Source organism: Pseudomonas sp., from assembly GCF_049645325.1.
In the GTDB taxonomy this organism is placed as follows: domain Bacteria; phylum Pseudomonadota; class Gammaproteobacteria; order Pseudomonadales; family Pseudomonadaceae; genus Aquipseudomonas.
This window is the reverse complement of the sequence record NZ_JBARTQ010000614.1, coordinates 1-21,766: the sequence shown is the minus strand read 5'-3', so window position 1 is coordinate 21,766 and position 21,766 is coordinate 1. Positions and strand designations below refer to the sequence as shown.

The window sequence follows — 21,766 nt, the reverse complement described above, 5'->3', positions numbered from 1 at the left end:
GGTCTTGGTCGATGAAAATGCGTTCATGCATTTTGTGGTCATAAGGGCTCCGGGTAGAGGGAAGATGCAGACGTCTGCCGATCCCTGAAAACGCCGTTTGAACATCAGAAGAACACCCTCCCTCGAGGCTTTATTCCATGATTTCGCTCAATCGAAATCGGCCTTTTCCATGCAGATAATTGTCTTCGTCCTACGCCCTTCCAACCGTTAGCCTTCGGCCCTGCGATGCCTTGCGCACGCACGAACACCGGTTGCACACACAGCATCGGTGCCTGACCCCTAGTGTTAGATAGATGGCGCCCCCGTGAAGAAACGTTCGATAGCCCTGCTCCTCGCCGGCCTGCTCCAGCTACCGCTGGTTCATGCATCACCCGCCAACATTGCAGTGATCGCCTACGCGGAGAAACCGCTCAAGCTGATTCGCGCCACCGCCCTCTATACCGTGGGCCCGGGCACGCGCCTGCAGGGCGGCGACATTCTGCAAACCGGCGCCGCCGGCATTCAGATCGAAGGCCTCGCGGCGGCCACCCTGGCATTGGGCCCTGACACGCGCATCCTCATTGCGACCAACAGCAAGGCCGCGCAGATCAACCTGCTCAATGGCTGGCTGAAACTGCAACCTGTTGCCGGTAATGGCCACGCCAACCTGGCAGTCACCACCGGCGGCCTGGCGTTTACCCTGACCAACAGCGCCAGCGTGATTCACGTGGGCAAGCGCCAGACCGAAATATTCGTCGAGGACGGCAGCCAGGTGGTCAGCGAACTCGATCCCAAGGGCAAAACCGACCACAGCGTGACCCTCGGCCACGAAGACTTTGCGCAACGGGTCGGCGACGCACCGCTCAAGATCGTCCCGCGCCCCGAGCAGGCGTTTATCGACGCCCTGCCCCCGCAGTTCCTTGACCCGCTGGTGCCCCTGGGTAAAAAAACGCCCAAGGCACCGGCGCTGAACAAAGAGCGAGACGTCACCTACGACGACATCGCGCCGTGGGTCGTCAGCCCGCTCAACCTCAGCCAGCAGATGCTCGCCAGCCGCTTTGCGCCGCGCCTGACAGACCCGGCGTTCCTGCAGGCGGTGAAAATCAACCGCGGCGGTGTGTTGGCGTGGGAGCTGGAATTGCTGCGCCTGGAGCGTCGCAAAAATGCGCATTGATCCTCATCACGCCGGTACCCGAAGGTCCTTATGAAATTGTCGCTCGCGGTTAAATTCAACGTGGTGTTCCTGGCGGTGTTTATCGTCGGTTTCATCGCCACCAGCCTCTCGACCAACTACATGCTGCAGCAGAGCGCGCGTCGGGAAACCCTGGAAACCGCGCGCATGCTGATGCGCTCGGCCTCCGCTGCCAGCACCTACACCGCCGAGCAGATCGTGCCCTTGCTGGAAAACCGTCTGAAGTTCCAGTTCCTGCCGCAATCGGTGCCGGACTTCGCGGCTATTTCGCACCTGCAGGAGCTGCTCAAGTCCTACCCGGACTACGCCTACAAAGAGGCCACGCTCAACCCGACAAACCCGCGCGACCTGGCCAATGACTGGGAAAAAACCCTGATCAGCAGCCTGCGCAGCCAGCCGCAAACCGATGAAATGGTCGGCGAACGCAACGACGACAAAGGCGCGGCGCTGTACATCGCGCGGCCTATCCAGATCAAGGACGGTGCCTGCCTGGCCTGCCACAGCACCCCGGACGCGGCGCCCAAGACCATGGTCGACATCTATGGGGCGGTGAACGGTTTTGGCTGGAAGCTCAACGACACCATCGGTGCGCAATTGGTTACGGTGCCCCTCGACCTGCCGCTGCAACGGGCCAGGAGCCTGCTGCGCAGTTACATGCTGTCGATGCTGGGGATTTTCGCCGTGCTGTTCGTAGCCTTGAACGTGGCCGTGCACCTGTTCGTCACCCGGCGCCTGCGTCAGATGTCGGCGCTGGCCGACCGGGTCAGCCTGGGTGAAACCGACGTGCCGGAAATGGACGTCAGCGGCAAGGACGAACTGGCGCGCCTGGGCCAGTCCTTCGGCCGCATGCGTACCAGCCTGGTCAGCGCCATGAAGATGCTTGAGGAATAGGTCCGCGATCATGCTTGAACAACTGGGCAAATACCGCATCGACAGTGTGCTCGGCAAAGGCGCCATGGGCACGGTGTACAAGGCGTTCGACCCGAACATCGCGCGCACCGTGGCGCTCAAGACCATTCGCAAAGAGCTGTTCGGCGACAGCCAGCACGCCGAGCTGGTCAGCCGCTTCAAGAACGAAGCCCAGGCCGCGGGCCGGTTGATGCACCCCAATATCGTCGGAGTGTATGACTACGGGGAGGATGAGGGTTCGGCGTACATCGCGATGGAGTTTGTCGAGGGCACGCCGCTCAACACCGTGCTGGCGGCGCAGACGCCCCGCGACCTGAACCACAGCCTCGGCTGGATGCGCCAGTTGTTGTCGGCGCTGGAGTACGCGCATTCCAAAGGCGTGGTGCACCGCGACATCAAGCCCGCCAACTTGCTGATCACCGCCGAGGGCAAGGTCAAGGTCACCGACTTCGGTGTGGCGCGCCTGGATTCCTCCACCCTCACCCAGACCGGCTCGATGATCGGCACGCCCAGCTACATGTCGCCCGAGCAGTTCTGTGGCGAGTTGATCGATGGCCGCTCCGATGTGTTTTCCGCTGGCATCGTGCTGTACCAATTGCTAACCGGCGAGCGGCCGTTTTCCGGCTCCGCGACCATGGTCATGCAGCAGATTCTCAACCAGACGCCGGTAGCGCCGTCGAGCCTGAACCTGGCACTCGACCCGGCGCTCGATGCCGTGATCGTGCGCGCCCTGGCCAAGCGCCCCGCCGAGCGCTACCCCTCGGCCCAGGCGTTTCTTGATGACCTGGAAGCCTTGCTCGGCACCACCACCGGGACCTGGATCAACGCCGACATCGACGACGATCGCACCGTGTTAATGCGCCCCAACCAGCCGATGAGCAGCGGCGTCAGCGCCCTGCCAACCGCCACGGTGGCGCTCACCGAGGCGGTGGAAACCCTGACGCCCTGGAAGCTGGCGGTGATGCCCGAACTGGAATCGCTGCTGTCCCACCAGATCGGCCCGCTCGCACGTTTCCTAGTGCGCAAGAGCCTCAACGGCGCGGATGATTTCGACGCGATTTGCGCCGCGCTACTGCCGCATATTCCGTCCGAGCGCGGCCGTGAACAATTCGCCAGTGCCAGCCAGTCACTGTTCCAGCGGCTCAACCCACCGACAACGGTGCCCAAACCTGTCAGCGAGCCCACGGCCATCGACACACCGGTCGAACCCACCCACGTCACCGCCGTGGCCGCCGCAGAGATCGACGCAGACTTTGCGCACATGGCCGAACACCGCCTGGCCGTACTCATTGGCCCTATCGCCCGCATCATTGTCAGCCGCGCGCTACGCGCCACTTCCCAGCGCCAACCGTTTTTGCAACGGCTGGCCGAGCCTATCGAGAGCGAGGCCCAGCGCCTGGCATTCCTCAACAGCTTTGAGCCCCTTCCATGACCGACTCCCCACTCAGCGCCTGCGGGCCCCATTCGCTGGCCTCTGCGGTTGCCTATGGGGTCAGCGATGTCGGTTCGGTGCGCCAGAGTAATGAAGACAACTTTCTGGTAGAGCCCGCCCTCGGGCTGCTGGCCGTGGCCGACGGCATGGGCGGCCACGAAGCCGGTGCGCTCGCCAGCGCGCAGGCGCTGATCAGTTTGCGCCAGGCACTGAGCGCCCATACGGTCGACACGTTGAACAACGACGCCGACCCGGACGCCACCTGGTCGGACCCGGACATGCAAGCCGCGAGTCGGTTGCACAACGCCATCGACCACGTGAACCAGTGCGTCTACCAACAGAACGTGGCGCGCCACATGAGCGAGGGCAGCGGCATGGGCACCACCCTCACCGGTGTGTGGCGCCCGCAGCCCGAAGGGCCGTTGCTGGTGTTCCATGTGGGCGACAGCCGCTTGTACCGTTACCGCGAGGGTGACTTGAGCCTGTTGACCCGTGACCAGACCTGGTACCAGCAAGCCCTCGAAGCCGGCAAAGTGGACCGGCTGCCAGCGCGCAACCTGTTGCTGCAGGCGATCGGGCCTGGGCCTCGGGTGGAGCCCCAAGTGCGCGTGCAACCGGTGCAGCCGGGCGACCTGCTGATGCTCTGCAGCGATGGCCTGCACGGCTGCGTACCGCACCAGGAAATGCTCCAGGTATTGGCCATCGCCCGCCGCGACACGCTGCAAATCGCGTGTCAGCGGCTGGTCGACCTCACCCGGGAATATGCCGGGCGCGATAACGTGACGGTGTTATTGGCCTGGTTCGACCGCTGACACCTTTCACGGCCACTTGAACACCTCGTCCACCGGCACGCGATAGCCGGTGGCCAGGCGGTTGGTTTGATTGGCCATGCCCACCACAGCTGGCGGAGAGTGCTCTGGAATACCGCGTGACGCCCGTTTCTGGCAAGTGAAGCTGTGGTTTTTTTGCGGCGATGCGCACTCGTGACTTCTGGTAAAGAGTCCTTTTCGGTTTCGACGGTTTTTCCGAAGGAACGACGGGCGGATACTCGACTCCATTGTTCACACCCCCTTCAGGAGTTACTGATGTCTATCCCTAACCACAACGTTCCCGCCTTTGGCCTCGGCACCTTTCGCTTGCAAGGCCAAGTGGTGATCGACTCCGTGAGCACCGGCCTGGAGCTGGGCTACCGCGTCATCGACACCGCGCAGATTTATGAGAACGAAGCCGACGTGGGCCAGGCCATCGCCGACAGCGGCATCGCCCGCGACGAGCTGTTCATCACCAGCAAGATCTGGATTTCCAATTTCGCCGAAGGCCGGTTGATTCCCAGCCTCAAGGAAAGCCTGCGCAAACTGCAGACCGACTACCTGGACCTGACCCTGATCCACTGGCCATCCCCGGAAGACCAGGTGCCGGTCGCCGAATTCATGAACCAGTTGCTGGAAGCCAAGCGCCTGGGCCTGACGCGCCAGATCGGCATTTCCAACTTCACGGTCGACCTGATGAAGCAGGCCATTGCCGCCGTGGGCGCCGAGAACATCGCCACCAACCAGGTGGAACTGCACCCCTACCTGCAAAACCAGACAGTGGTGGATTTCGCCAAGGCTAATGGCATCCAGATCACCTCCTACATGACCCTGGCCTACGGCGAAGTGCTGAAAGACCCGGTCATCGAGCAGATCGCCGAACGCCACCAGGCAACCCCGGCGCAAGTGACGCTGGCTTGGGCCATGCAACTGGGCTACGCCGTCATCCCCTCGTCGACCAAACGCGCCAACCTGGAAAGCAACCTCAAGGCAGTGCAACTGACCTTGAGCGCCGACGACATGGCGCAAATCGCCGCCCTGGAGCGTGGCCACCGCTTGACCAGCCCCAAGGGCATCGCGCCGAAATGGGACTAAACCCCGGCCGCAGGCTGGCGGGATAATTCCCGCAGCCACGGCAATACCCGCAGGCCTTTGGTGGCCTCGGGCGGGTCGATGATATCCATGAAGTGTTCGAGATTGACGTTGTCCGGCACGCCGGGCAACCGTACCCGCACCGCCGGTGTCGGGCCGGCGGGCGCACCCAGGTCCAGGTGGTCGTAGACCAGCACATGCCGCACCTGGGGCTGCGGCCCGCCCATATCGGCTGCCAACCCCGCATTGATAATCAGCACATCGAATGGTTTGGCCGGAATGGCGGTGAGAATCTGCACCTCTTCGAAGGTGTGTACCGGGACAATCCGGTGATACCCCAACCGGTTGAGCATTTTCTCGATGTACAGCCGTTGCAGGTGCTGTTCATCGGCAATCAGGATGGTCAGTGCTTTGTTCGGCATGGCAAACCCCTGGGCAGGCAGCGCTCGTCAGTGAGCGTGGCCCATTCTCCAGACATATCCCGAAGACAAAATCAGGCTTGTTCCCACTTAACGTAGGAGTTCTCCCAAATCCACCGAATGGTGATCAACCGCCGTCAACGCCGATTGCAATAAGCCCGGAGTCCGGATTGCAAATCGCCAAGCGCTTCACCCAGCGCGTCAACCGCCGGGCCCAGCGTGCTGCGTTCCTGCCGCTCGCATACGCCCTCCAACACCTCGCAACAGTTGATCAGCACCTTGGCCTTGACCATTCGCGCCCCGCCCTTGGCTCGATGGGCAAGGTCATGCAACGCGTGAAAGTTGCCCTGGTGTTGCAGCGTCGACAGAAGCGTGTGGTCTGCTTCCAGGCTGTCGAGCAACGCCATCAAGAGCTCATTGAGGGCGGCATGATCGTCTCCCGTCAGCGCCACCAACGCACTCAGATCAAACTCGCCTGCACCTTCAGGTGCGCTCGGGCTGACCGTGAGCGAGGCCAGGGCCGCCCGCAAGTCATCCAGCCCGGCAGGCTTGAACAGGCAACCGTCCATGCCTGCCTGCCGGCAGCGCTCGGTCTCCTCCGGTTGAGCGTTGGCGGTAAACCCCAGCAGCAAACAAGGCGCCAGCCCCTGCGCCCGCTCGTATGCGCGTATATCCCGCGCCAGGGTATAACCATCCTTGAGGGGCATGTTGCAGTCGGTGATCAGCACGTCAGGCTTCTCGGCTTTCCAGCGCTCAAACCCCTGCACGCCGTCTTCAGCCGTGCTGATGCGATGCCCCAGGAAGCTTAACTGCCGGGCCAGCAGCATGCGGTTGGCCGGGTAGTCATCCACCACCAGGATGCTCAGCACACGTACCGGCTGGACACTCAGGGCAGGCGATGAGGCGTGCGTCGGCGGCTCCGTCGTCCTGGCCAGTGTCAACATCACGTCCACCCGAGTCCCCTCCCCGAGCACGCTGTTCAACTGCAATTGGCCCCCCATCATTTCGCACAGGTTACGGCTGATCACCAGCCCCAGCCCCGAGCCGGTCCGGGCGGATTTGTCGGTATTGCTGCCCTGGACAAAGAGGTTGAACAGACGCTGCTGGTCCTCGGCGCTGATGCCCCGGCCGCTGTCTTCCACCGACAATTGGAGGCGCAGATGATTAATGTCAGATGAGGGCAAACTGCGCCCGCTCAGCCGCACGTGACCTTGGGATGTGAACTTGATGGCATTGCTAAGCAGGTTCGACACCACCTGCTTGAGCCGCAAGGGGTCGACCAGCACCGGGTTATCAATCTGTGGATCAAGTTCGACCTGCAACGTCAGGCCCTTATCCCGTGCCAGCCCCTCGAACACCCGCGCCACGGAGGTCAGCAGCTCGTGCAAATTGGCGGGCTCAGGGGTCAGGTTCAGATGGCCGGATTCGATTCCGGCAATATCAAGAATGTCGCCGATCAACTCCAGCATGCCGCGGGACGCCACCGAGGCCACCTCCAGCGCGTCACGATCGGCGCGGCCCTGCTCGGCGTTGGCGAGGGCCAGTTCGATCATGCCGATCACCGCATTCATCGGCGTGCGAATCTCGTGGCTCATGGTCGCCAGGAACGTAGTCTTGGCGCGGTTGGCGGCATCGGCTTCATCCTTGGCCTCTTGCAGTTGGCCCAACAGCTGCTGGCGTTCGCTCACGTCGACCCAACCGCCAATCATGCCCACGACCTTTTCCTCACCATCACGGTACGGCAGCATCCAGTGGTAAATGGTCAACACTTTGCCACTGGGCACCTTGAGTACCCGATCATGAATCAGCGGCTCTCCGCGCTCCATCAGCCGCAAGTAATCCTCATGGAAGGACCGCGCCTGCGGCGTATTGCCGGTATCGGTTTCGATCACCGTCTTGCCGATCACGCCTTCGAGCTTGAAGCCAAACACATCCAGGTAAGCGCTGTTGCACGCCATCAGCCGGCCCTGGCGGTCGCGCACGTAAATCGGATAAGGCGTGTCGTCGATCAAGACACGCATGAAACGCATCTGGTCGCTCAGCGCCCGCTCGGCCTCGACACGTTTGCGTATCAGGCTGCGCAGGTAAATCGCCCAACCCAGGGTAATCAGCAACAGCAGCGCGGCCAGGCCAAACCCCTGGATAATGGTGCTGCGATGGCGCAGCCAATGGTCGTCGATGATCACGTCGGTGCGCCACGGGCTGATCAACTCATCCATTTCCTGGGGGGCAATACTCAGCAGGGCTTTGTCCAGTATCGAGTACAACTCCAACTGGCCACGGTTGACCCCGAACGTCATACGCGCAGGCTCGGAGCCAACAGTGCTGGTCACTTGCAAGCTGTTACGGTACTGAAGCGCGATCAGGTAACGCGCATTGACCAATGAATTGACGGCGCCGTCGGCGGTGCCGTTGGCCACTGACTCCATGGCCTGCGTAGGATTGCGGGCCGCGACAAAGGTGATGCCGGGGTAATCACGGTTGATGACTTCACGCAAGGCATTGCCACTGGTCAGCGCGAGGCGCTTTCCGACCATGTCCTCCAGGGTCATCGTGCCGGGATCGTCTTTGCGCGTGATCAGCACCACCGGAGTGGTCAGGTACGGGCGGGTAAAGCGCACCTGATCGGAGCCTTCAATGCTGGGCGTTACCACTGCCATCATGTCCGCCCTGCCCATGCTGACTTCGTCGATCTGCTGGGGCATCGTGCCGGCCGGGACAACGTCGAACTTCAAACCGGTACGCAGGCTGATCCGGGACAAGACGTCAGCACTCAAACCCTCATGCTGCCCTTGAGCATTGAAGGAGGACAAAGGCAGCATCTGGTCGGACGCTGCCACCTTTATCCGCGGGTGTTTTTCCAGCCAGCGCTCTTCGCTGGTGCTCAAGTGCAGCCGTTCGGCACCGAGAAACCCGAGATTGCCTCCGCTCCAACGGCGCAGTATTTCCATCTGCTCGTCCGCCGGAATAGCCCGCAGTGCCGTATTGATGATTCGCAGCAGCCGGGTATTGTTGCGGGCCAGCGCGAAGGCAAAGGCATTGGATTCCAGGGTGGAAAAGTCCGCCATTTGCACATTGTTGAGGTGGTTGCGGTTGATCTGGTAGTTAGCGGTGATCGCATCGCCAAGATAGACATCGGCACGGCCGAACGCCACGGCGCCGATGGCTTCGAAAATGGACGGGTACGGCTCCAATGTGGCCTTGGGGTAGAACGCCTGCACTGCGTCGGGCTGCATATAGTGATACAGCATCGCCACACGCTTGCCGGCCAAATCAACACTCAGGGATTGGCTGTCTCCCGTACGGGTTACCAGCACCGGTTGATCATTGGCGTAGGAACGCGACAAAACCAACTGCGGGTCGCCGGCTTCAAAACCGTTGGCTGAGCCGAGCAAGTCGATGGCGCCTTCCTTGAGCGCCTCGATGACCTCATCGCGGGTGTCGTAACGCCGAACTTCAATCTCGATGTTCAACGCCTGCGCGACCAACCGCGCGTAATCGGCGGTTATGCCTTCGATTTCGTCGTTGTTGTTCGTCAGCTCAAAAGGCCCGTAGTCGGGCGCGGATACGCCCATCAACAACACGCGTCGCTCGCGAAGCCATTGCCAATCCGCTTCCCCGAGCACCACGGTGCGGCCATCGAGGCTTGAATGCCCCAACAAACGCAGGTTTTGCGGCACATCCAGGGCCAACGCCAGCGTCGGCAGCAGGCTCACTGACACAATGAGGATGAGCCGTCGAATCTGCGCCCTCGTCATCGTGAATCAGATCAGACCGTTACGCTTGGCAAATTCAGCCATGTGCACCACCGAATCGATGTTCAACTTTTCCTTGAGTCGCGTCCTGTAGGTGCTGATGGTTTTGTGGCTCAGGAGCATATTTTTTGCGATATCGTTGTTGCCCATACCCAGGGCAAGCATGATCAGCACCGTCAGTTCACGGTCTGAAAGCTAGGCCACCAAGGCCTGCTCCGAGGATTGCAAGTCATCACGGCGCACGGAACTGCTCGGCAAGCTGGGGAAGCAACTGTAGTTGGACATCACCGCCTTGATCGCCTTTTGCAGCTCATCCAGCTCACCCGTCTTGGCGACAAACCCCATGGCACCGGCACGCATGCAGCGTGTTGAATAGAACTCCGGGCTGAACGACGTCAGCACCAGAATCTTGCAAGGCAAGCCCAAGGCCTTGACCCGGCTGAGGACCTCCAGACCATCCAGCTTCGATATTGATAAGTCGAGTATTATCAAGTCCGGGCGGTCTTCTCTGGCCTTCTGCACAGCGTCAGCCCCATTACTCGCCTCATCAATCTCGGTGAAGCCCTCAAGCTTCAATAGATGCCGGACGGTAGCGCGGATAAACGGATGGTCATCGACTATTAATGCTTTGCTCATAAAACTCACCTGAGAGGATAAGTACCCTTACACATCACGCCGAACACAGGTACCTGTGAGAAATGACAGTTCCGACCAGCGGTACTGCACCGACTCAGGACGATAGTCACGCTGTGGCGGGGCCCTTCGGTTGAAAACACCTCGAACACCTACAGCCAGACCTGTGCCACCGGCTAGCTGGAAGTGCGCAACCTTAGCAACGAAATGACGTTTCAACCGAAGGGATAATCCCGACTTCATGTAGGACTTATCCTCGCGATGTATAAAAAATCCAGCGTCTGCCGCCGCTTCGCGCGAACACGCTAGTCGGTGGTGCTCGGGCTCCAAAACGCCTGCACCACCAGGGTAGAAGTGGAAATTCGCGCCACCAGCGCATCCAGTTCGTCGCCGTCGACTGAAGTGGCGGCCAGGGTGGCCTCGATCTCCACCTCTTCGCTGCCGAACGGCCGCACGTCCACATCACTGGCCGGGTAGTTGCAGCGCGCCAATTCGGCTTCCAGCAGCACCATCACTGCCTGTTGCTGGGTGCGTCGGGCAATGACATAGAGGATGTTGGTGACCTCGGCCGACACCACGTCCATCGGCTGACGGTTGATGTTATTGACGATCGGCCGCAGCAAGGTGTTGGCCGCCAGCACAAACAGCGTGCCCAGCAACGCTTCAAGGATCAGGTCGGCACCGGCACAAGCGCCTACCGCCGCCGAGGCCCAAAGGGTGGCGGCGGTATTGAGGCCGCGCACATTACCTTCCTCGCGCATGATCACGCCGGCCCCCAGAAAGCCGATGCCCGAGACCACATACGCGACCACGCGCACCGCGCCCTCCGCACCGCCAAGACGGTTGGCCATGTCGACAAAAATCGCCGCGCCCACGGCCACCAGCACGTTGGTGCGCAAGCCCGCCGTGCGCTGGCGGTACTGACGTTCGAAGCCGATCAAGCCACCGAGAATAAAGGCTGCGGTGAGGCTGACGACGGTATCGACCAGGGAATTGAGGTTGATGTTGTTGATGGCTTGCATGGAAAGTCTCCTTGAGTGCAGCAGCAAGCTGATTACACCGAAGAACCATCAGGCAGGCGTGTCCGTAGCATCCTGGGTGATCCAGGTGCTGGTCAGCGTCGATGAGAGGGATTCGGGCAGGGGCCAGGACTGGCCGCTGCCGGGATGCCGCTTCTCGCTTTTAGAGGCGAGACAACGGCATCGGAAAAATGCGCGTTACCTTGCCAAGTAGGTGCCGGTTACTGAAACCGGCCGACAACTGTCACTCGAACAAGTACCCACTGAGGGTCTCCGCTATTGATGAAAACGCGCGAAGCTTACGCTTCGATGACAAGCGAGTAAACCGTAGGAAATTTACTCGCGCTGTTTGGGAAAATTCTTCAGGGCAGGTTCAGGAAGTGGCTTGCCTGCGCCTGCAGGAGGTCGGTGTGCATCCGCCGCTACCACGCGGGTCGATCCCGCTCAACCAGGGCCAGGTAGTCATCAACGTGCCCGCCCGCGAGCGACTTGACCTGAATCGACACCGTGTTCACCTGCTGCCCCATCGTGATCCCCTCCCGCGTACGCACGGGCACATACCCGAGTTTGGGCCAGAAGCGTTCGGCCTTGGCATTGCCGACGACGACCGTCAGCCGAAGCCATTGGGCGCCCTTCTCCATCGCCCACGCCTCAAGGTCCGCGTGCAATTGTTACGCAAACCCACTGCCATGCAGGCGCGTGTGCACCAGCAACAACCCGATATGCCAGACCCCGGTGGCCAGCAAGTCGGCAGCGATATTCACCACGGCGACCCACTGACCGTGTGTATCTTGATAACCCAACCAGTACATCCGGCGGCAACGCCAGCCGGCGGGCAATGGGCCCTGCAACGCTTCGCGCGCTTCGGTTGGCGTCGCGGGCTCGCCGTTGACCGCGACGAAATACGCCGGCGCCTGTTCAAAGAAACGCTGCAACGGGGGCTCATCGCCGCCATGCAGTTCGACCACCCGAATGCCATCAACCGAACAACCCGGCACCGCCTGTGACTCAACGTCCATGTTTACCTGCCCTCAATCATCCCGCGTCAGCACTTCCAGTAACTCAATCTCAAAGCGCAAGTGGCTGTTGGGCGTGATATGCGCGCCCATCGAACGCTCGCCATACGCCAGGTGCGCCGGTACAAACAGCGTGCGCACACCGCCGACTTGCATGCCCATCAAACCCTGGTCCCAGCCCTTGATCACCCGCCCGGTGCCGATCACACACTGGAATGGCTTGCCGCGCGTCCAGGACGAATCGAACACCGTGCCGTCTTCCAGCGTGCCTGTGTAGTGGGTGGTAATCAGCGCGCCCTTGACCACGGCTTTGCCGTCGCCCAGGCGGATGTCGGTGATCTGGAGTTCGTCGCTGCTCATGGCGGTTCTCGTTGAATGCGCAAAGGCTGGGGTTTTCCCAGAATTGGGTGGGTTTGGCAAGTGTAGGAAGAGTCGGATCAGTGACCAGATCACGCTGCTGTATTCCCAGAGGACATCAAGTTCCCTCAGCGAATAGCAATCTACCTACCAAAGAACACGATATGCCCTAGCCAAAAATCACTCTCTGCTTATTTTCGCGCCCCCGGAGCTACGTACAACCTATGAGGACACCCTCAACTCTGAACAGGGAATATCAGAATGACCATCGGCTCTACCTTCAATTACCCCGCAGATGTCAGCCAAAAACCTCATCGAGAAAAGCGCTCCACCCAAAGCAAATGGAGAGCTACTTTCCCAAATCCGCCCGACTTGTGCTTTGACTATCGCACGTTGGTAGAACAGGTAAACGGCATTGCTAACGCCACTGACCCCGACCATGAAATTTGCATTATTGGGGCTGGTATTACGGGCTTAACAACCGCGCGTGAACTGTATAGATGTGGTTTCAACAACATCACTCTACTCGAAAAATCGCATCGCATCGGTGGTCGTCACCTTACCGCCCTTGGGGGCAATAACACCAACTCTATTGGCAGACCGCCTTTTGAAATGGGTGCAATGAGAATGCCATTCTTCAACCGTTCAAGCGAGCCCCCAAAAAGCGGACGATCGCTCATGGCGTATTATGCCAATGCATTTGAATTACACCATACGGACTTTCCAAATCCGGGCAGCCCATCCGTTCGTTCCACGGGTATATACCTGCGAGAGGGAAGCATAGATAACAGCCGTGAACCCACGATGCTGATATGGAAAAACGCCGACGGAAAAACACCCCCTCCTGGCCAAACACTGGGTAACGTGTTTGCAAAATGGAAGGCATTTGCCGAGCGTATGACCCTGAGCGTTTCTGAACATTATGGTTCTGAATACTGGGAGGGCATGTGGGCATCCATCGTTAGAAAATACCAAAATATTTCCTTTCGCGATTTGGTCAAAATGCCAAGTATTGATGACTGGCGCGCAAGCGACCCTGGTAACTTTGGCGGCATGGGCATGACCGCCCAGGAGTCGGCAGTATTTTATTCCATCGGAATCGGTGACGGCAGTTGGGGAGCGTTTTACGACGTATGCTCACTTTACCCGCTGCGCACTGCCATTTTTGGATTCAGCAGTCATCTGCAACTGATCCACGGACGCGTGGATGCGGACGGCGCGCTCATGCCCTCTCCCTACGCAGACGCTGAAGAAACCCTGGATTCGAAGGGCCTTGCATTCAACAAGCCCAATTACATTGGGCTTGGTTCTTTAGCGGAATCGTTACTCTTCATAAAGCCGGAAGACACTCAGACCTCGTTATATGAACACTTACTTAAACGCCCATCGGGACTACTCACCCAGAGCGCCGTGACAAAGCTGAAAAAACTCAGGAATGGTAAAATCCGAGTTTATTACGAAAGGAATACCCCTCCAAAAGGAGCGACCAGCAAAGAATTCGTCGATTGTGATTCCGTTGTCATGACACTCCCTTCATGGCTGATAGAGGCACACATATCAATTGAAAACTTCAGCGAGGACATGCTCCCGTTCGACATCATAGAGGCCTATAAATCTGCTCACTGGGAAACCAGTTGCAAGGTGTATGCCCCGCTCAAAAAATCGTTTCTCTCACATAACAAAAATATTCCTCAAACCCTTGTCACCGATAGCTTGGTGCATGACGTTTACACCTACCGCTACAACAATAACAACACTTACGACTGTATTCTGCTCAGCTACACATGGGAGGACGACGCAACGAAACTGTCTGCCTTCAGCGACGAAGAACTGGTTGATAAATGCATAAAGGAACTTGACAGAATCCTTTTAAAGTCAACAAACATAAAAGAAAAAATATCACCTTATATAGGACGCAAGCAGGCAATCGTTCAACGCTGGATGAATGATAAAAACGCCCTTGGCTGTGCAAAACTATACCGCGCCGGCACTTACTACGATGCTGTAAGGCTCATGAAATATAACAGAGACTTCTCCCACACATCCGGGCTTTATCTCTGCGGAGAGTCATTTTCCGTTGATGCCGGGTGGACCGAACCCTGCTTTCGAGGCGCCATTGATACCGTGATAAATATCTGCAACAAAACCCATGCAACGTTCAACGGTGGCTTCACCCTGCAGGACTATCCTGAATATAAAACCGAGGCGTAAAAGAAAAATACTACAACTCAACAGGAACCAACTGACTTTCAATTAAACATCTCGCCGACTCTTATAAACGTCCAGCCAATCCGGCTGTATAACAATAAGAGGTCACCTCCATGAGCACACCAGCAAGCCCTGCCCGTGTTGCAGTCATTCAACTTGACCCACAGGTTGGCATGGCTAACCGAGCCAATAACTTGCTTCAAAGCCTTGCGCTGGCGACTGAGGCCGTAAATGGCGGAGCCAATCTGATCGTGCTGCCCGAGCTTGCAAATTGCGGGTATTTCTTCAGCAGTCGCCAAGATGCCTTTGATCACGCCGAGGTAGTCCCGGAAGGTGACAGTGTCCGGGCGTGGATGGATTTCGCCCGCACTCATCAGGTGTATCTGGTGGCCGGTTTGAATGAAATATCGGGTACGCAACTCTTCAATACTGCGGTGCTGCTGGGCCCTGATGGATTTATCGGCAAATACCGCAAAGCGCACTTGTGGAACCTGGAGAAGCTTTGGTTTACCCCTGGAAATACAGGCTTTCCGGTATTTGAAACGCCCATCGGCCGCATCGGGTTACTGATTTGTTGGGACATCTGGTTCCCGGAAGTACCGCGCATTCTCAGCCAGCAAGGGGCTGATATTATTTGCAGTTTGAACAATTGGGTATGGACGCCACCGCCGCTATTCGATGAAGCGGGAAAATGCATGGCGTCTTACCTGACGATGACGGCCGCGCATGTGAATAACGTGTTTATCGCCGCCGCCAGCCGCATTGGCGAAGAGCGAGATGCACGTTACCTCGGATGTTCGCTGATTGCCGGAACCAATGGATGGCCGATAGGCCCCGTAGCGTCGGCCAATCGCCAGGAAATTCTATTCGCCGACATCGATATCACCAGCGCCCGCAGTGCGCCGATCTGGAACAGCCTCAATGATCTGCAACGCGACCGACGCAATGATCTCTACGACCAGATGCTCGGTTACTCCCAACATCCAGCGCTGCCGCGCTAAAGGGAGGTACACGATGGAAACGCTCATTATTGATACACGCATCCGCCGTTCACGAGCGGATATCGCTGTCCTTGTCCTTGGGTTAGTCAGTGCATTCCTGGTGCTCTGGGTAACTCTCAGTCATCAAGGTTCCTGGCCAGGCTATGGCGAGATGGTCGCGAGTCTGCCCCATCCTGTTGCTTGGCTGCGATGGGTACTCGGGGACATCAGTGAAGTTGCCTTCTACAAACATGAACTTGCCTCACTGGGTTTACTCAGCGGTGCTTATCTGGCGTGGTGGGCGAGCAAGCGCGGCAAAACCTGGCAAGGGTTTTCCATTTCCTACGGCACCGGGCTGTGGCCCTGGCTGGTAACCAGCTCGCTGTTGGGATTGCTGCTGAGCAACTTGCTGTGGGGCTGGAGCGTCACCTCCGAAACATGGCAACCCACGTTCGCGGCATTCGTCTCATTGCCGGCGGCAATGGTGCTGATGTTCGGCGGCGGCTGGAAGGTCACACTCACCGGCGCGGTATTGGGGGCATCACTGGTTACGCCGATGTGTTTGCTGGTCGTGAACTTCGTATGCGTTCCGCTAGGTTTACCCGCAGTGATTGGTAACGTGGTAGGGATGGCCGTGGGCAGTGTGATCGCGTTTGTCCTGTGCCGTAGAGTGCCCTCGTTAGTGCGTTCAGACTATGTCCCACTCGTCAAACCAATGCCTGCGCTACCCCCCACTTACGGTGTGGTCTGGAGCCTGCGTCGAGTTCTGGCTGATTTTTCAGAAGCACCCTTTTTCAGCAACGAATGGGCCAGTCTCGGGCTTCTGGCAGGTGTGTTGTTGGCATACGCGCTGAACCCCATCAGCCCGGCTTATGGATCTGGCCTGCTATTGCCTCTGCTAGGCGCGCAGGCACTAACATCGGGGCTCGGCGTTTTGATCTGGCGACAACAGTGGATCAAACGGGGTTGGTATCCCACCTACGTACCGCTGGTATCGGTCGTACCAGCAGCCGTCTTGAGCCATGGCGGGAGCTGGACAGTAGTCGTCTCAAGCGCGCTGCTCGGAGCCCTGATCGCACCCCCCTTGGCCTGTGCCATTGCGGGGCGCCTACCCGCGCACTTTCATCCGTATATCGGTAACGTCACTGCAATGGCGTTGAGTACGCTGCTGGTTGTGCCGCTGATAGGCTGGTTCATCCAGACGTGAGGTTCTTTCGGTTCGCTTTGAGCGGTCCGTCAGTCGTTGGCGTGCATGCAGCCGCACTCAGCAAATGGTGAGATGAACACGACCCGGTGGTGAGCGAGCTTGCACCGTTCACCACCGGGAATGGCGGCTGACCCAGCCACTCACAGCCAATGCCAGAACCGGCTCCAGAACCCACGCCCCAAATCGTCCTTGCACCGCGCGTACTGCGCCGCATACAGCTGCGAGCGCGCCTGCACCTTGCTCGCCACGGGCGGTAGCCAGGGTTTGGCGGCGTAGGTGCGCTGGCGGTAGCCGCCCCAGCCTTCGTGGTAGTTCAGGTATTGACCGTAGGCGTCGTATTTGTAGACGCCATTGATGGTGTAGGTCTTGTCCATGTACCAGCCAACGAAGTCGATGGCGTCGTCGAAGTCCTGGCGGCTGGCGCCGGTGCGGCCGGTGCTTTTCTGGTAGTCACGCCACACTTCGTCTTTGGCTTGGGAATAGCCTTCGGCGGTAGAGACGCGGCCCCACGGGATGATCCACAGCAGGTATTTGCGCGGGGTCTTGGCGTCCTGACGAAAGCCGGATTCCTGGTACATGATGGCGAACGGCACCTGGATCGGCACGCCCCAGCGCTTTTGCGTGACTTTGGCGGCGTCGTACCAGTCGTCCTTTTCACGGAAGATGCCGCAAATGTCATTCGGCGTGCGTGGCGGCGAGGTGCCGCACGCCGCCAGCAGGGAGGTGAGGAGTAACAGTCCGACGGCTTTGCCTGCGCTCAAGGGGCACCTTTGCGTGATACGCGTAAAAGGCCGCTATTTTACGCATTCATTCAGGCAGATAGGTTATTGGGTTCGTCAGCTCGCGCCCGGCCTTATGACGGCGGTGACCTCCAGCTCCAACAACCCGCCACTGGGCAGCCCCGCCACGCCGACGGCCGAGCGCGCGTGCCGGCCGTGCTCGCCAAACACATCGATGAACACTTGCGACGCCGCGTCGACCACGCTGGAGAAACGCTGGAAACCCTCGCCGCCGTAGACAAACCCACGCACAAACAAAATGCGCTCGATGTTCTCCAGGCCCACGGCCTGGTCCAGCACGCTCAAGGCCCGCAGGGCACAGGTTTGCCCGGCCTGCAACACCACCTGCGCCGGGGTCTGGTCGGTCACCGGGCCGCTGATGACGCCCTCGCCCACCCGGCACACCTGGCCGCTGACGTAAGCGACGCCGCCGTAAATCGTCACGGGCACATAGTCACCCTTGGGGCTCGGTGCCTGGGGCAGGTCCAGGCCCAAGGCGCGAAGTGTGTCGCGAATACTCATGCGTGCGCCTCGGCAAATGCCACCGGCCCGCCCAACCAGCAACCCTGCACGTGCCCGGCGTCATCCCGGCGAAAGCGCAGGGAAATCTGCGAAGGACGGCCCATGGCGCGCCCCTGACGGATACGCACCGGGCGCTCATCGGCCGTCACCAAGCCGTTTTCCAGCAAGCCGAAAGCCAGCGCCGCGGCGGCGATGCCGGTGGCCGCGTCTTCGGGGTAGCCCGAGGACTTGGGGAACTGCCGCGCGTCGAACTGGCGGCCTTCAAGGTCCGAGGGCGCGTAAGGGTACAAACCGGTCGAGCCAATGCGCTCGCACAGCTGTTCCATGCGCCGAAAGTCCGGCTTGAGGCTGTCCAGCACCGCCACGCTTTTCAAGGCGATCAAGGTTTTGACGCGGCTGGTGCAAGCGTTCTGGATCGGCAGCGGCGCCAGCTCGTTAGAGGTAATGCCCAGCACCGACAGAATTTCAGCCTCGACCTGCGGGTCGTTCAAGGCGTCGACCTGGCCCTTGGGCTGGCTGATTTCCACCTGGATCTGCGGCGTACCGGCATCGGTAACCCGTGCGTCGACGCGCCCGCTTTGGGTCCACAAGGCCAGGCGGTCCTTGTGCAACAGGCCCAATTGGTCCAGCAACCAGACGGCGCCGACGGTGGCGTGGCCGCACATTTCCATCTCGTGGTTGGGCACCCAGAAACGCAACGCAAAATCGAAGTCGCTGCCGGTAGGTGCGGCAAATACAAAACCGCACTCATGCCCGTAATCGCGAGCGACCTGCTGCATATCGGCGTCGCTCATACCGTCTGCCACGGCCACGGTAGGCGCCGGGTTGCCGCCACGCGGGGTGGCAGGAAATACATTGACCAGGTGAACCTCGGGCGTCATTTCGCCTCTCCCTTGAGGGTGGAAACAGTCGGCGCCACGGCGTCGACGATGGTGTTGGTGTAGACCTGTTGCGGGTCGAGTGACACGGGGTCGTTTTCGACGGCGTTCATGAAGCTGATGTTTTTCTCGACGCCGTCTTTTTCAATCCGCGGCGTAGCCGGGTAGGACGGCAACGAGGCCGTCCAGGCCGCGTCAAAAATCGCTTCGTCGGTATGGGCAAAGAACGGGCGCACCGACTCCCGGGCCTTTTGCGGCTCGGTGGCGATCAGGTGTTCAGCTTTCCACAGGGCACGCACCAGTTTTTCGGCGGTTTGCCTGTTGGCGCTCAGCCAGTCTTCGCGGGCAATCATCGCCGTGAACAAGAAGCCGTCCAGGGGTTTGTATTCGCCTTTGGCAAGGTCCATCAGCACAAAACCGCCCTGTTTTTCTGCCGTGGTAATGGTGGGTGGCGACAGCGAGAAGCCATTGATGCTGCCCTGGGAAAACGCCGCCAGCATGTTCGGCGCGCCACCGACCGGCATGATGGTGAAGTCCTTGTCGGGGTTCAAGCCGGCGTCCTTGGCCAGGTAGCGCACCAGCATGTCGGTGGTGCTGCCGGGGCCGGTCACGCCGATTTTCAAGCCTTTGAGCGCCTGCGCCCGCGCCGCCAAAGGCGATGCGGCGGTCACCCCCGCCTTGCGCGCCGACTCGCCGTCGATCACCACGGTGCTGCCGAACTGGGTTTGCACGGCAGCAAACGCTTGCACATTCTGGCCCTTGGTGCGCGCACGCACCGCCACGGCGGGCAGGCCGACGTAGGCATCAGCGTCACGGCCGAGCACGGCGGTCAACGCCGCCGAACCGCCCTTTTGAAACACAATGACCTCCACGTTCAGGCCTTCTTCGGCGAAGTAGCCCTGTTTCTGCGCGACGTAGATCGGCACGTACAGGAAGCCTTCGCTGGGGAACGCGAGGGTGACTTTGGTGAGGTCCTGGGCCTGGGCAACTGGCAGGAATACCGCGCACAACAGGCTTGCAATCAGCACTGGCTTAAACATGATCACGCTCCACAGTTAGAGAGGATTAAACCGCCACTTCACGTTCCGCTTCATTGGCTTTCCACGGCATCAGCTTGCGTTCAGCCAGCTTCACCGCCGTGTTGAGGATCAGGGCCAAGGCGATAATGCCCACCAGCGCGGCAAACACGCCGGCGGTGTCGAACTGCGAGGCCGCATCCGACAGCAGGTAGCCCAGGCCACGGTTGGCCGCGATGATCTCGCCCACCAGCGCGCCGATCAGCGCATAGGGCACCGACAGCCGCAGGCCGGTAAACACCCAGGTAAACGCCGACGGAATCACCACCATGGTCAGCAGGTCGCGCTCCTTGGCGCCCATCAGGCGCAGGATGGTCAGTTGCTCGCGGGACACGTTGCGCACGCCGCTGTAGGTGTTGAGGAACACCAGGAAGAACACCACGGCGGCGGTGAGGATGACTTTCATCGGCAAACCAATGCCGAACCAGAGGATGAACAGCGGCGCCAGCGCGACTTTCGGCAGGCTGTAGAACGCGGTCAAAAACGGGTCGAGGATATCCGCCAGCAGCTTGGCGCGACCCAGCACCAACCCGGCGATCAAGCCCGCGAGCGAGCCGAAGAAAAACCCCAGCACCGCCTCCAGCGTGGTGATGCCTGCGTGGTAGAAAAACACCCCGTTGAGCAGGATTTTCCACAGGCTTTGCGCCACGGCCGAGGGGCGACTGATAAAAAATTCCACGCCGAACCAGCGCGACACGCCTTCCCACAGCAGCATCAGGAACACGAGGAACAACAAACGATAAACCTGGATCATACGACCTCCAGCGAGTGAGCCAATGACGCCGGATCGGCCGCGCCGGCGACGTCGGGCGCCAGGCGTTTCCACAGTTGCGCACAGAGCGCCACGTAGCGTGGGTCGGCGCGCAGCTGCACAAGGTTGCGCTCACCGGTCAGCGGGATATCGATGATGTGGTCGATGGTGCCCGGGCGCCCGGCGAACACCACGCAACGGTCGGCCAGCGCGATGGCTTCGTCGACGTCGTGGGTCACGAACAGCACGGTCTTGTTGAGCGTACGGCACAGGCGCAGCAGTTCGGTTTGCAGGGTCAGGCGCATCTGCGCATCGAGGGCGCCGAAGGGTTCGTCCATCAACAGGGTTTCCGGGTCGCTGGCCATCAACCGCGCCATGGCCGCGCGTTTGCGCATGCCGCCGGACAGCTGGTTGGGGTAGCTTTCGCCGAAACCGGTGAGGCCCACCAGCGCCATCAATTCTTCAACCCGCGCCTGGACCTGGGCCTTGGGCATGCGACGAATCTGCAACGGCACCGCGATGTTGCCGGCCACTGTGCGCCACGGCAGCAAGTGGTCGGCCTGAGTCATGTAGCCGACCCGGGTGTTTACGCCTTTGACTTCGACGCCGTCGTAATGCACCTGGCCTTCGCTGGGCCCGAACAGCCCAGCGGTCATGTTCAGCAAGGTGGACTTGCCACAGCCCGACGGGCCGACCAGGGTGATGATTTCACCGCGCTGGACCTCCAGCGACACATTGCGCACGGCCACAAAC

Annotated in this window: 18 protein-coding genes and 3 pseudogenes; 8 read left to right on the top strand and 13 right to left on the bottom strand. The window is 60.0% G+C overall.

Annotated elements, in window-relative coordinates; translation table 11 throughout:
• Positions 1-304 precede the first annotated feature (304 nt).
• From WBB95_RS25920 to WBB95_RS25905, 4 genes are read left to right on the top strand one after another with little or no spacing between them, the layout of a single operon-like run.
• Positions 305-1,153 (top strand): hypothetical protein, encoded by an 849-nt coding sequence (locus WBB95_RS25920; RefSeq protein WP_424490167.1) that lies wholly within the window; start codon positions 305-307, stop codon positions 1,151-1,153.
• A gap of 30 nt (positions 1,154-1,183) precedes the next feature.
• The gene (locus WBB95_RS25915) at positions 1,184-2,062 is read left to right on the top strand and encodes a c-type heme family protein (protein WP_424490166.1); all 879 of its coding nucleotides are present in this window, start codon (positions 1,184-1,186) and stop codon (positions 2,060-2,062) included.
• 10 nt (positions 2,063-2,072) lie between these two features.
• The gene (locus WBB95_RS25910; RefSeq protein WP_424490165.1) at positions 2,073-3,512 is read left to right on the top strand and encodes a serine/threonine-protein kinase; all 1,440 of its coding nucleotides are present in this window, start codon (positions 2,073-2,075) and stop codon (positions 3,510-3,512) included.
• Positions 3,509-4,324, top strand: a complete 816-nt coding sequence (locus WBB95_RS25905) for a PP2C family protein-serine/threonine phosphatase (RefSeq protein ID WP_424490164.1) — start codon at positions 3,509-3,511, stop codon at positions 4,322-4,324. Before WBB95_RS25910 ends, WBB95_RS25905 begins: the two co-directional genes overlap by 4 nt.
• Positions 4,325-4,330: 6 nt before the next feature.
• Here WBB95_RS25905 and WBB95_RS25900 read toward each other — a convergent pair.
• Positions 4,331-4,414, bottom strand: a pseudogene (locus WBB95_RS25900) (carboxymuconolactone decarboxylase family protein); the annotation flags it as partial.
• Between the two features lie 183 nt (positions 4,415-4,597).
• Here WBB95_RS25900 and dkgB point away from each other — a divergent pair.
• A complete protein-coding gene (gene dkgB, locus WBB95_RS25895) occupies positions 4,598-5,416 on the top strand; it encodes a 2,5-didehydrogluconate reductase DkgB (RefSeq protein ID WP_424490163.1) in 819 nt (272 codons plus the stop codon).
• Here dkgB and WBB95_RS25890 read toward each other — a convergent pair.
• The 6 genes and pseudogenes from WBB95_RS25890 to WBB95_RS25865 form a co-directional block, all read right to left on the bottom strand.
• The gene (locus WBB95_RS25890) at positions 5,413-5,835 is read right to left on the bottom strand and encodes a chemotaxis protein CheY (RefSeq protein ID WP_424490162.1); all 423 of its coding nucleotides are present in this window, start codon (positions 5,833-5,835) and stop codon (positions 5,413-5,415) included. The genes dkgB and WBB95_RS25890 overlap by 4 nt on opposite strands.
• A 134-nt stretch (positions 5,836-5,969) precedes the next feature.
• Positions 5,970-9,590 (bottom strand): transporter substrate-binding domain-containing protein, encoded by a 3,621-nt coding sequence (locus WBB95_RS25885; RefSeq protein WP_424490161.1) that lies wholly within the window; start codon positions 9,588-9,590, stop codon positions 5,970-5,972.
• 6 nt (positions 9,591-9,596) lie between these two features.
• Positions 9,597-10,223: pseudogene (locus tag WBB95_RS25880) on the bottom strand (response regulator).
• 302 nt (positions 10,224-10,525) lie between these two features.
• Complete coding sequence (locus WBB95_RS25875) at positions 10,526-11,242, bottom strand: MgtC/SapB family protein (protein ID WP_424490160.1); 717 nt, start codon at positions 11,240-11,242, stop codon at positions 10,526-10,528.
• Positions 11,243-11,661: 419 nt separating this feature from the next.
• Positions 11,662-12,258, bottom strand: a pseudogene (locus tag WBB95_RS25870) (GNAT family N-acetyltransferase).
• A gap of 12 nt (positions 12,259-12,270) precedes the next feature.
• On the bottom strand, positions 12,271-12,615 hold the full coding sequence (locus WBB95_RS25865; RefSeq protein WP_424490159.1) for an FKBP-type peptidyl-prolyl cis-trans isomerase: 345 nt from the start codon (positions 12,613-12,615) through the stop codon (positions 12,271-12,273).
• A 258-nt stretch (positions 12,616-12,873) separates the two neighbouring features.
• On the opposite strand from WBB95_RS25865, the gene WBB95_RS25860 reads away from it, so the two are divergent.
• From WBB95_RS25860 to WBB95_RS25850, 3 genes are all read left to right on the top strand, one after another.
• Positions 12,874-14,823 carry a flavin monoamine oxidase family protein gene (locus WBB95_RS25860; protein ID WP_424490158.1) on the top strand — a complete coding sequence of 650 codons (1,950 nt, stop codon included), beginning with the start codon at positions 12,874-12,876 and terminating at the stop codon, positions 14,821-14,823.
• A 110-nt stretch (positions 14,824-14,933) separates the two neighbouring features.
• Complete coding sequence (locus tag WBB95_RS25855; protein WP_424490157.1) at positions 14,934-15,821, top strand: nitrilase family protein; 888 nt, start codon at positions 14,934-14,936, stop codon at positions 15,819-15,821.
• 13 nt (positions 15,822-15,834) lie between these two features.
• Positions 15,835-17,007, top strand: a complete 1,173-nt coding sequence (locus WBB95_RS25850) for a hypothetical protein (RefSeq protein ID WP_424490156.1) — start codon at positions 15,835-15,837, stop codon at positions 17,005-17,007.
• A gap of 140 nt (positions 17,008-17,147) precedes the next feature.
• Here WBB95_RS25850 and WBB95_RS25845 read toward each other — a convergent pair whose 3' ends face one another.
• The 6 genes from WBB95_RS25845 to WBB95_RS25820 form a co-directional block, all read right to left on the bottom strand.
• Entirely contained in the window at positions 17,148-17,768 is a 621-nt protein-coding gene (locus WBB95_RS25845; RefSeq protein ID WP_424490155.1) for a hypothetical protein, read from the bottom strand.
• A 75-nt stretch (positions 17,769-17,843) separates the two neighbouring features.
• Positions 17,844-18,308, bottom strand: a complete 465-nt coding sequence (locus tag WBB95_RS25840; RefSeq protein WP_424490154.1) for a RidA family protein — start codon at positions 18,306-18,308, stop codon at positions 17,844-17,846.
• The gene (locus WBB95_RS25835) at positions 18,305-19,189 is read right to left on the bottom strand and encodes a PhzF family phenazine biosynthesis protein (RefSeq protein ID WP_424490153.1); all 885 of its coding nucleotides are present in this window, start codon (positions 19,187-19,189) and stop codon (positions 18,305-18,307) included. Before WBB95_RS25835 ends, WBB95_RS25840 begins: the two co-directional genes overlap by 4 nt.
• Positions 19,186-20,226, bottom strand: coding sequence for an ABC transporter substrate-binding protein (locus WBB95_RS25830; protein ID WP_424490152.1), 1,041 nt, complete (start codon positions 20,224-20,226; stop codon positions 19,186-19,188). The genes WBB95_RS25835 and WBB95_RS25830 overlap by 4 nt, the downstream gene beginning before the upstream one ends.
• A 25-nt stretch (positions 20,227-20,251) precedes the next feature.
• Positions 20,252-21,016, bottom strand: a complete 765-nt coding sequence (locus WBB95_RS25825; RefSeq protein WP_424490151.1) for an ABC transporter permease — start codon at positions 21,014-21,016, stop codon at positions 20,252-20,254.
• The coding region (locus WBB95_RS25820) for an ABC transporter ATP-binding protein (protein WP_424490150.1) at positions 21,013-21,766 on the bottom strand (754 nt) is incomplete at its 5' end. The genes WBB95_RS25820 and WBB95_RS25825, both read right to left, overlap by 4 nt.

Coding starts and splice junctions, on each gene's coding strand:
- WBB95_RS25875 (WP_424490160.1), bottom strand. CDS start 11,242: ATGCAAGCCATCAACAACATCAACCTCAATTCCCTGGTCGATACCGTC.
- WBB95_RS25905 (WP_424490164.1), top strand. CDS start 3,509: ATGACCGACTCCCCACTCAGCGCCTGCGGGCCCCATTCGCTGGCCTCT.
- WBB95_RS25885 (WP_424490161.1), bottom strand. CDS start 9,590: ATGACGAGGGCGCAGATTCGACGGCTCATCCTCATTGTGTCAGTGAGC.
- dkgB (WP_424490163.1), top strand. CDS start 4,598: ATGTCTATCCCTAACCACAACGTTCCCGCCTTTGGCCTCGGCACCTTT.
- WBB95_RS25890 (WP_424490162.1), bottom strand. CDS start 5,835: ATGCCGAACAAAGCACTGACCATCCTGATTGCCGATGAACAGCACCTG.
- WBB95_RS25860 (WP_424490158.1), top strand. CDS start 12,874: ATGACCATCGGCTCTACCTTCAATTACCCCGCAGATGTCAGCCAAAAA.
- WBB95_RS25850 (WP_424490156.1), top strand. CDS start 15,835: ATGGAAACGCTCATTATTGATACACGCATCCGCCGTTCACGAGCGGAT.
- WBB95_RS25865 (WP_424490159.1), bottom strand. CDS start 12,615: ATGAGCAGCGACGAACTCCAGATCACCGACATCCGCCTGGGCGACGGC.
- WBB95_RS25840 (WP_424490154.1), bottom strand. CDS start 18,308: ATGAGTATTCGCGACACACTTCGCGCCTTGGGCCTGGACCTGCCCCAG.
- WBB95_RS25830 (WP_424490152.1), bottom strand. CDS start 20,226: ATGTTTAAGCCAGTGCTGATTGCAAGCCTGTTGTGCGCGGTATTCCTG.
- WBB95_RS25855 (WP_424490157.1), top strand. CDS start 14,934: ATGAGCACACCAGCAAGCCCTGCCCGTGTTGCAGTCATTCAACTTGAC.
- WBB95_RS25835 (WP_424490153.1), bottom strand. CDS start 19,189: ATGACGCCCGAGGTTCACCTGGTCAATGTATTTCCTGCCACCCCGCGT.
- WBB95_RS25910 (WP_424490165.1), top strand. CDS start 2,073: ATGCTTGAACAACTGGGCAAATACCGCATCGACAGTGTGCTCGGCAAA.
- WBB95_RS25915 (WP_424490166.1), top strand. CDS start 1,184: ATGAAATTGTCGCTCGCGGTTAAATTCAACGTGGTGTTCCTGGCGGTG.
- WBB95_RS25825 (WP_424490151.1), bottom strand. CDS start 21,016: ATGATCCAGGTTTATCGTTTGTTGTTCCTCGTGTTCCTGATGCTGCTG.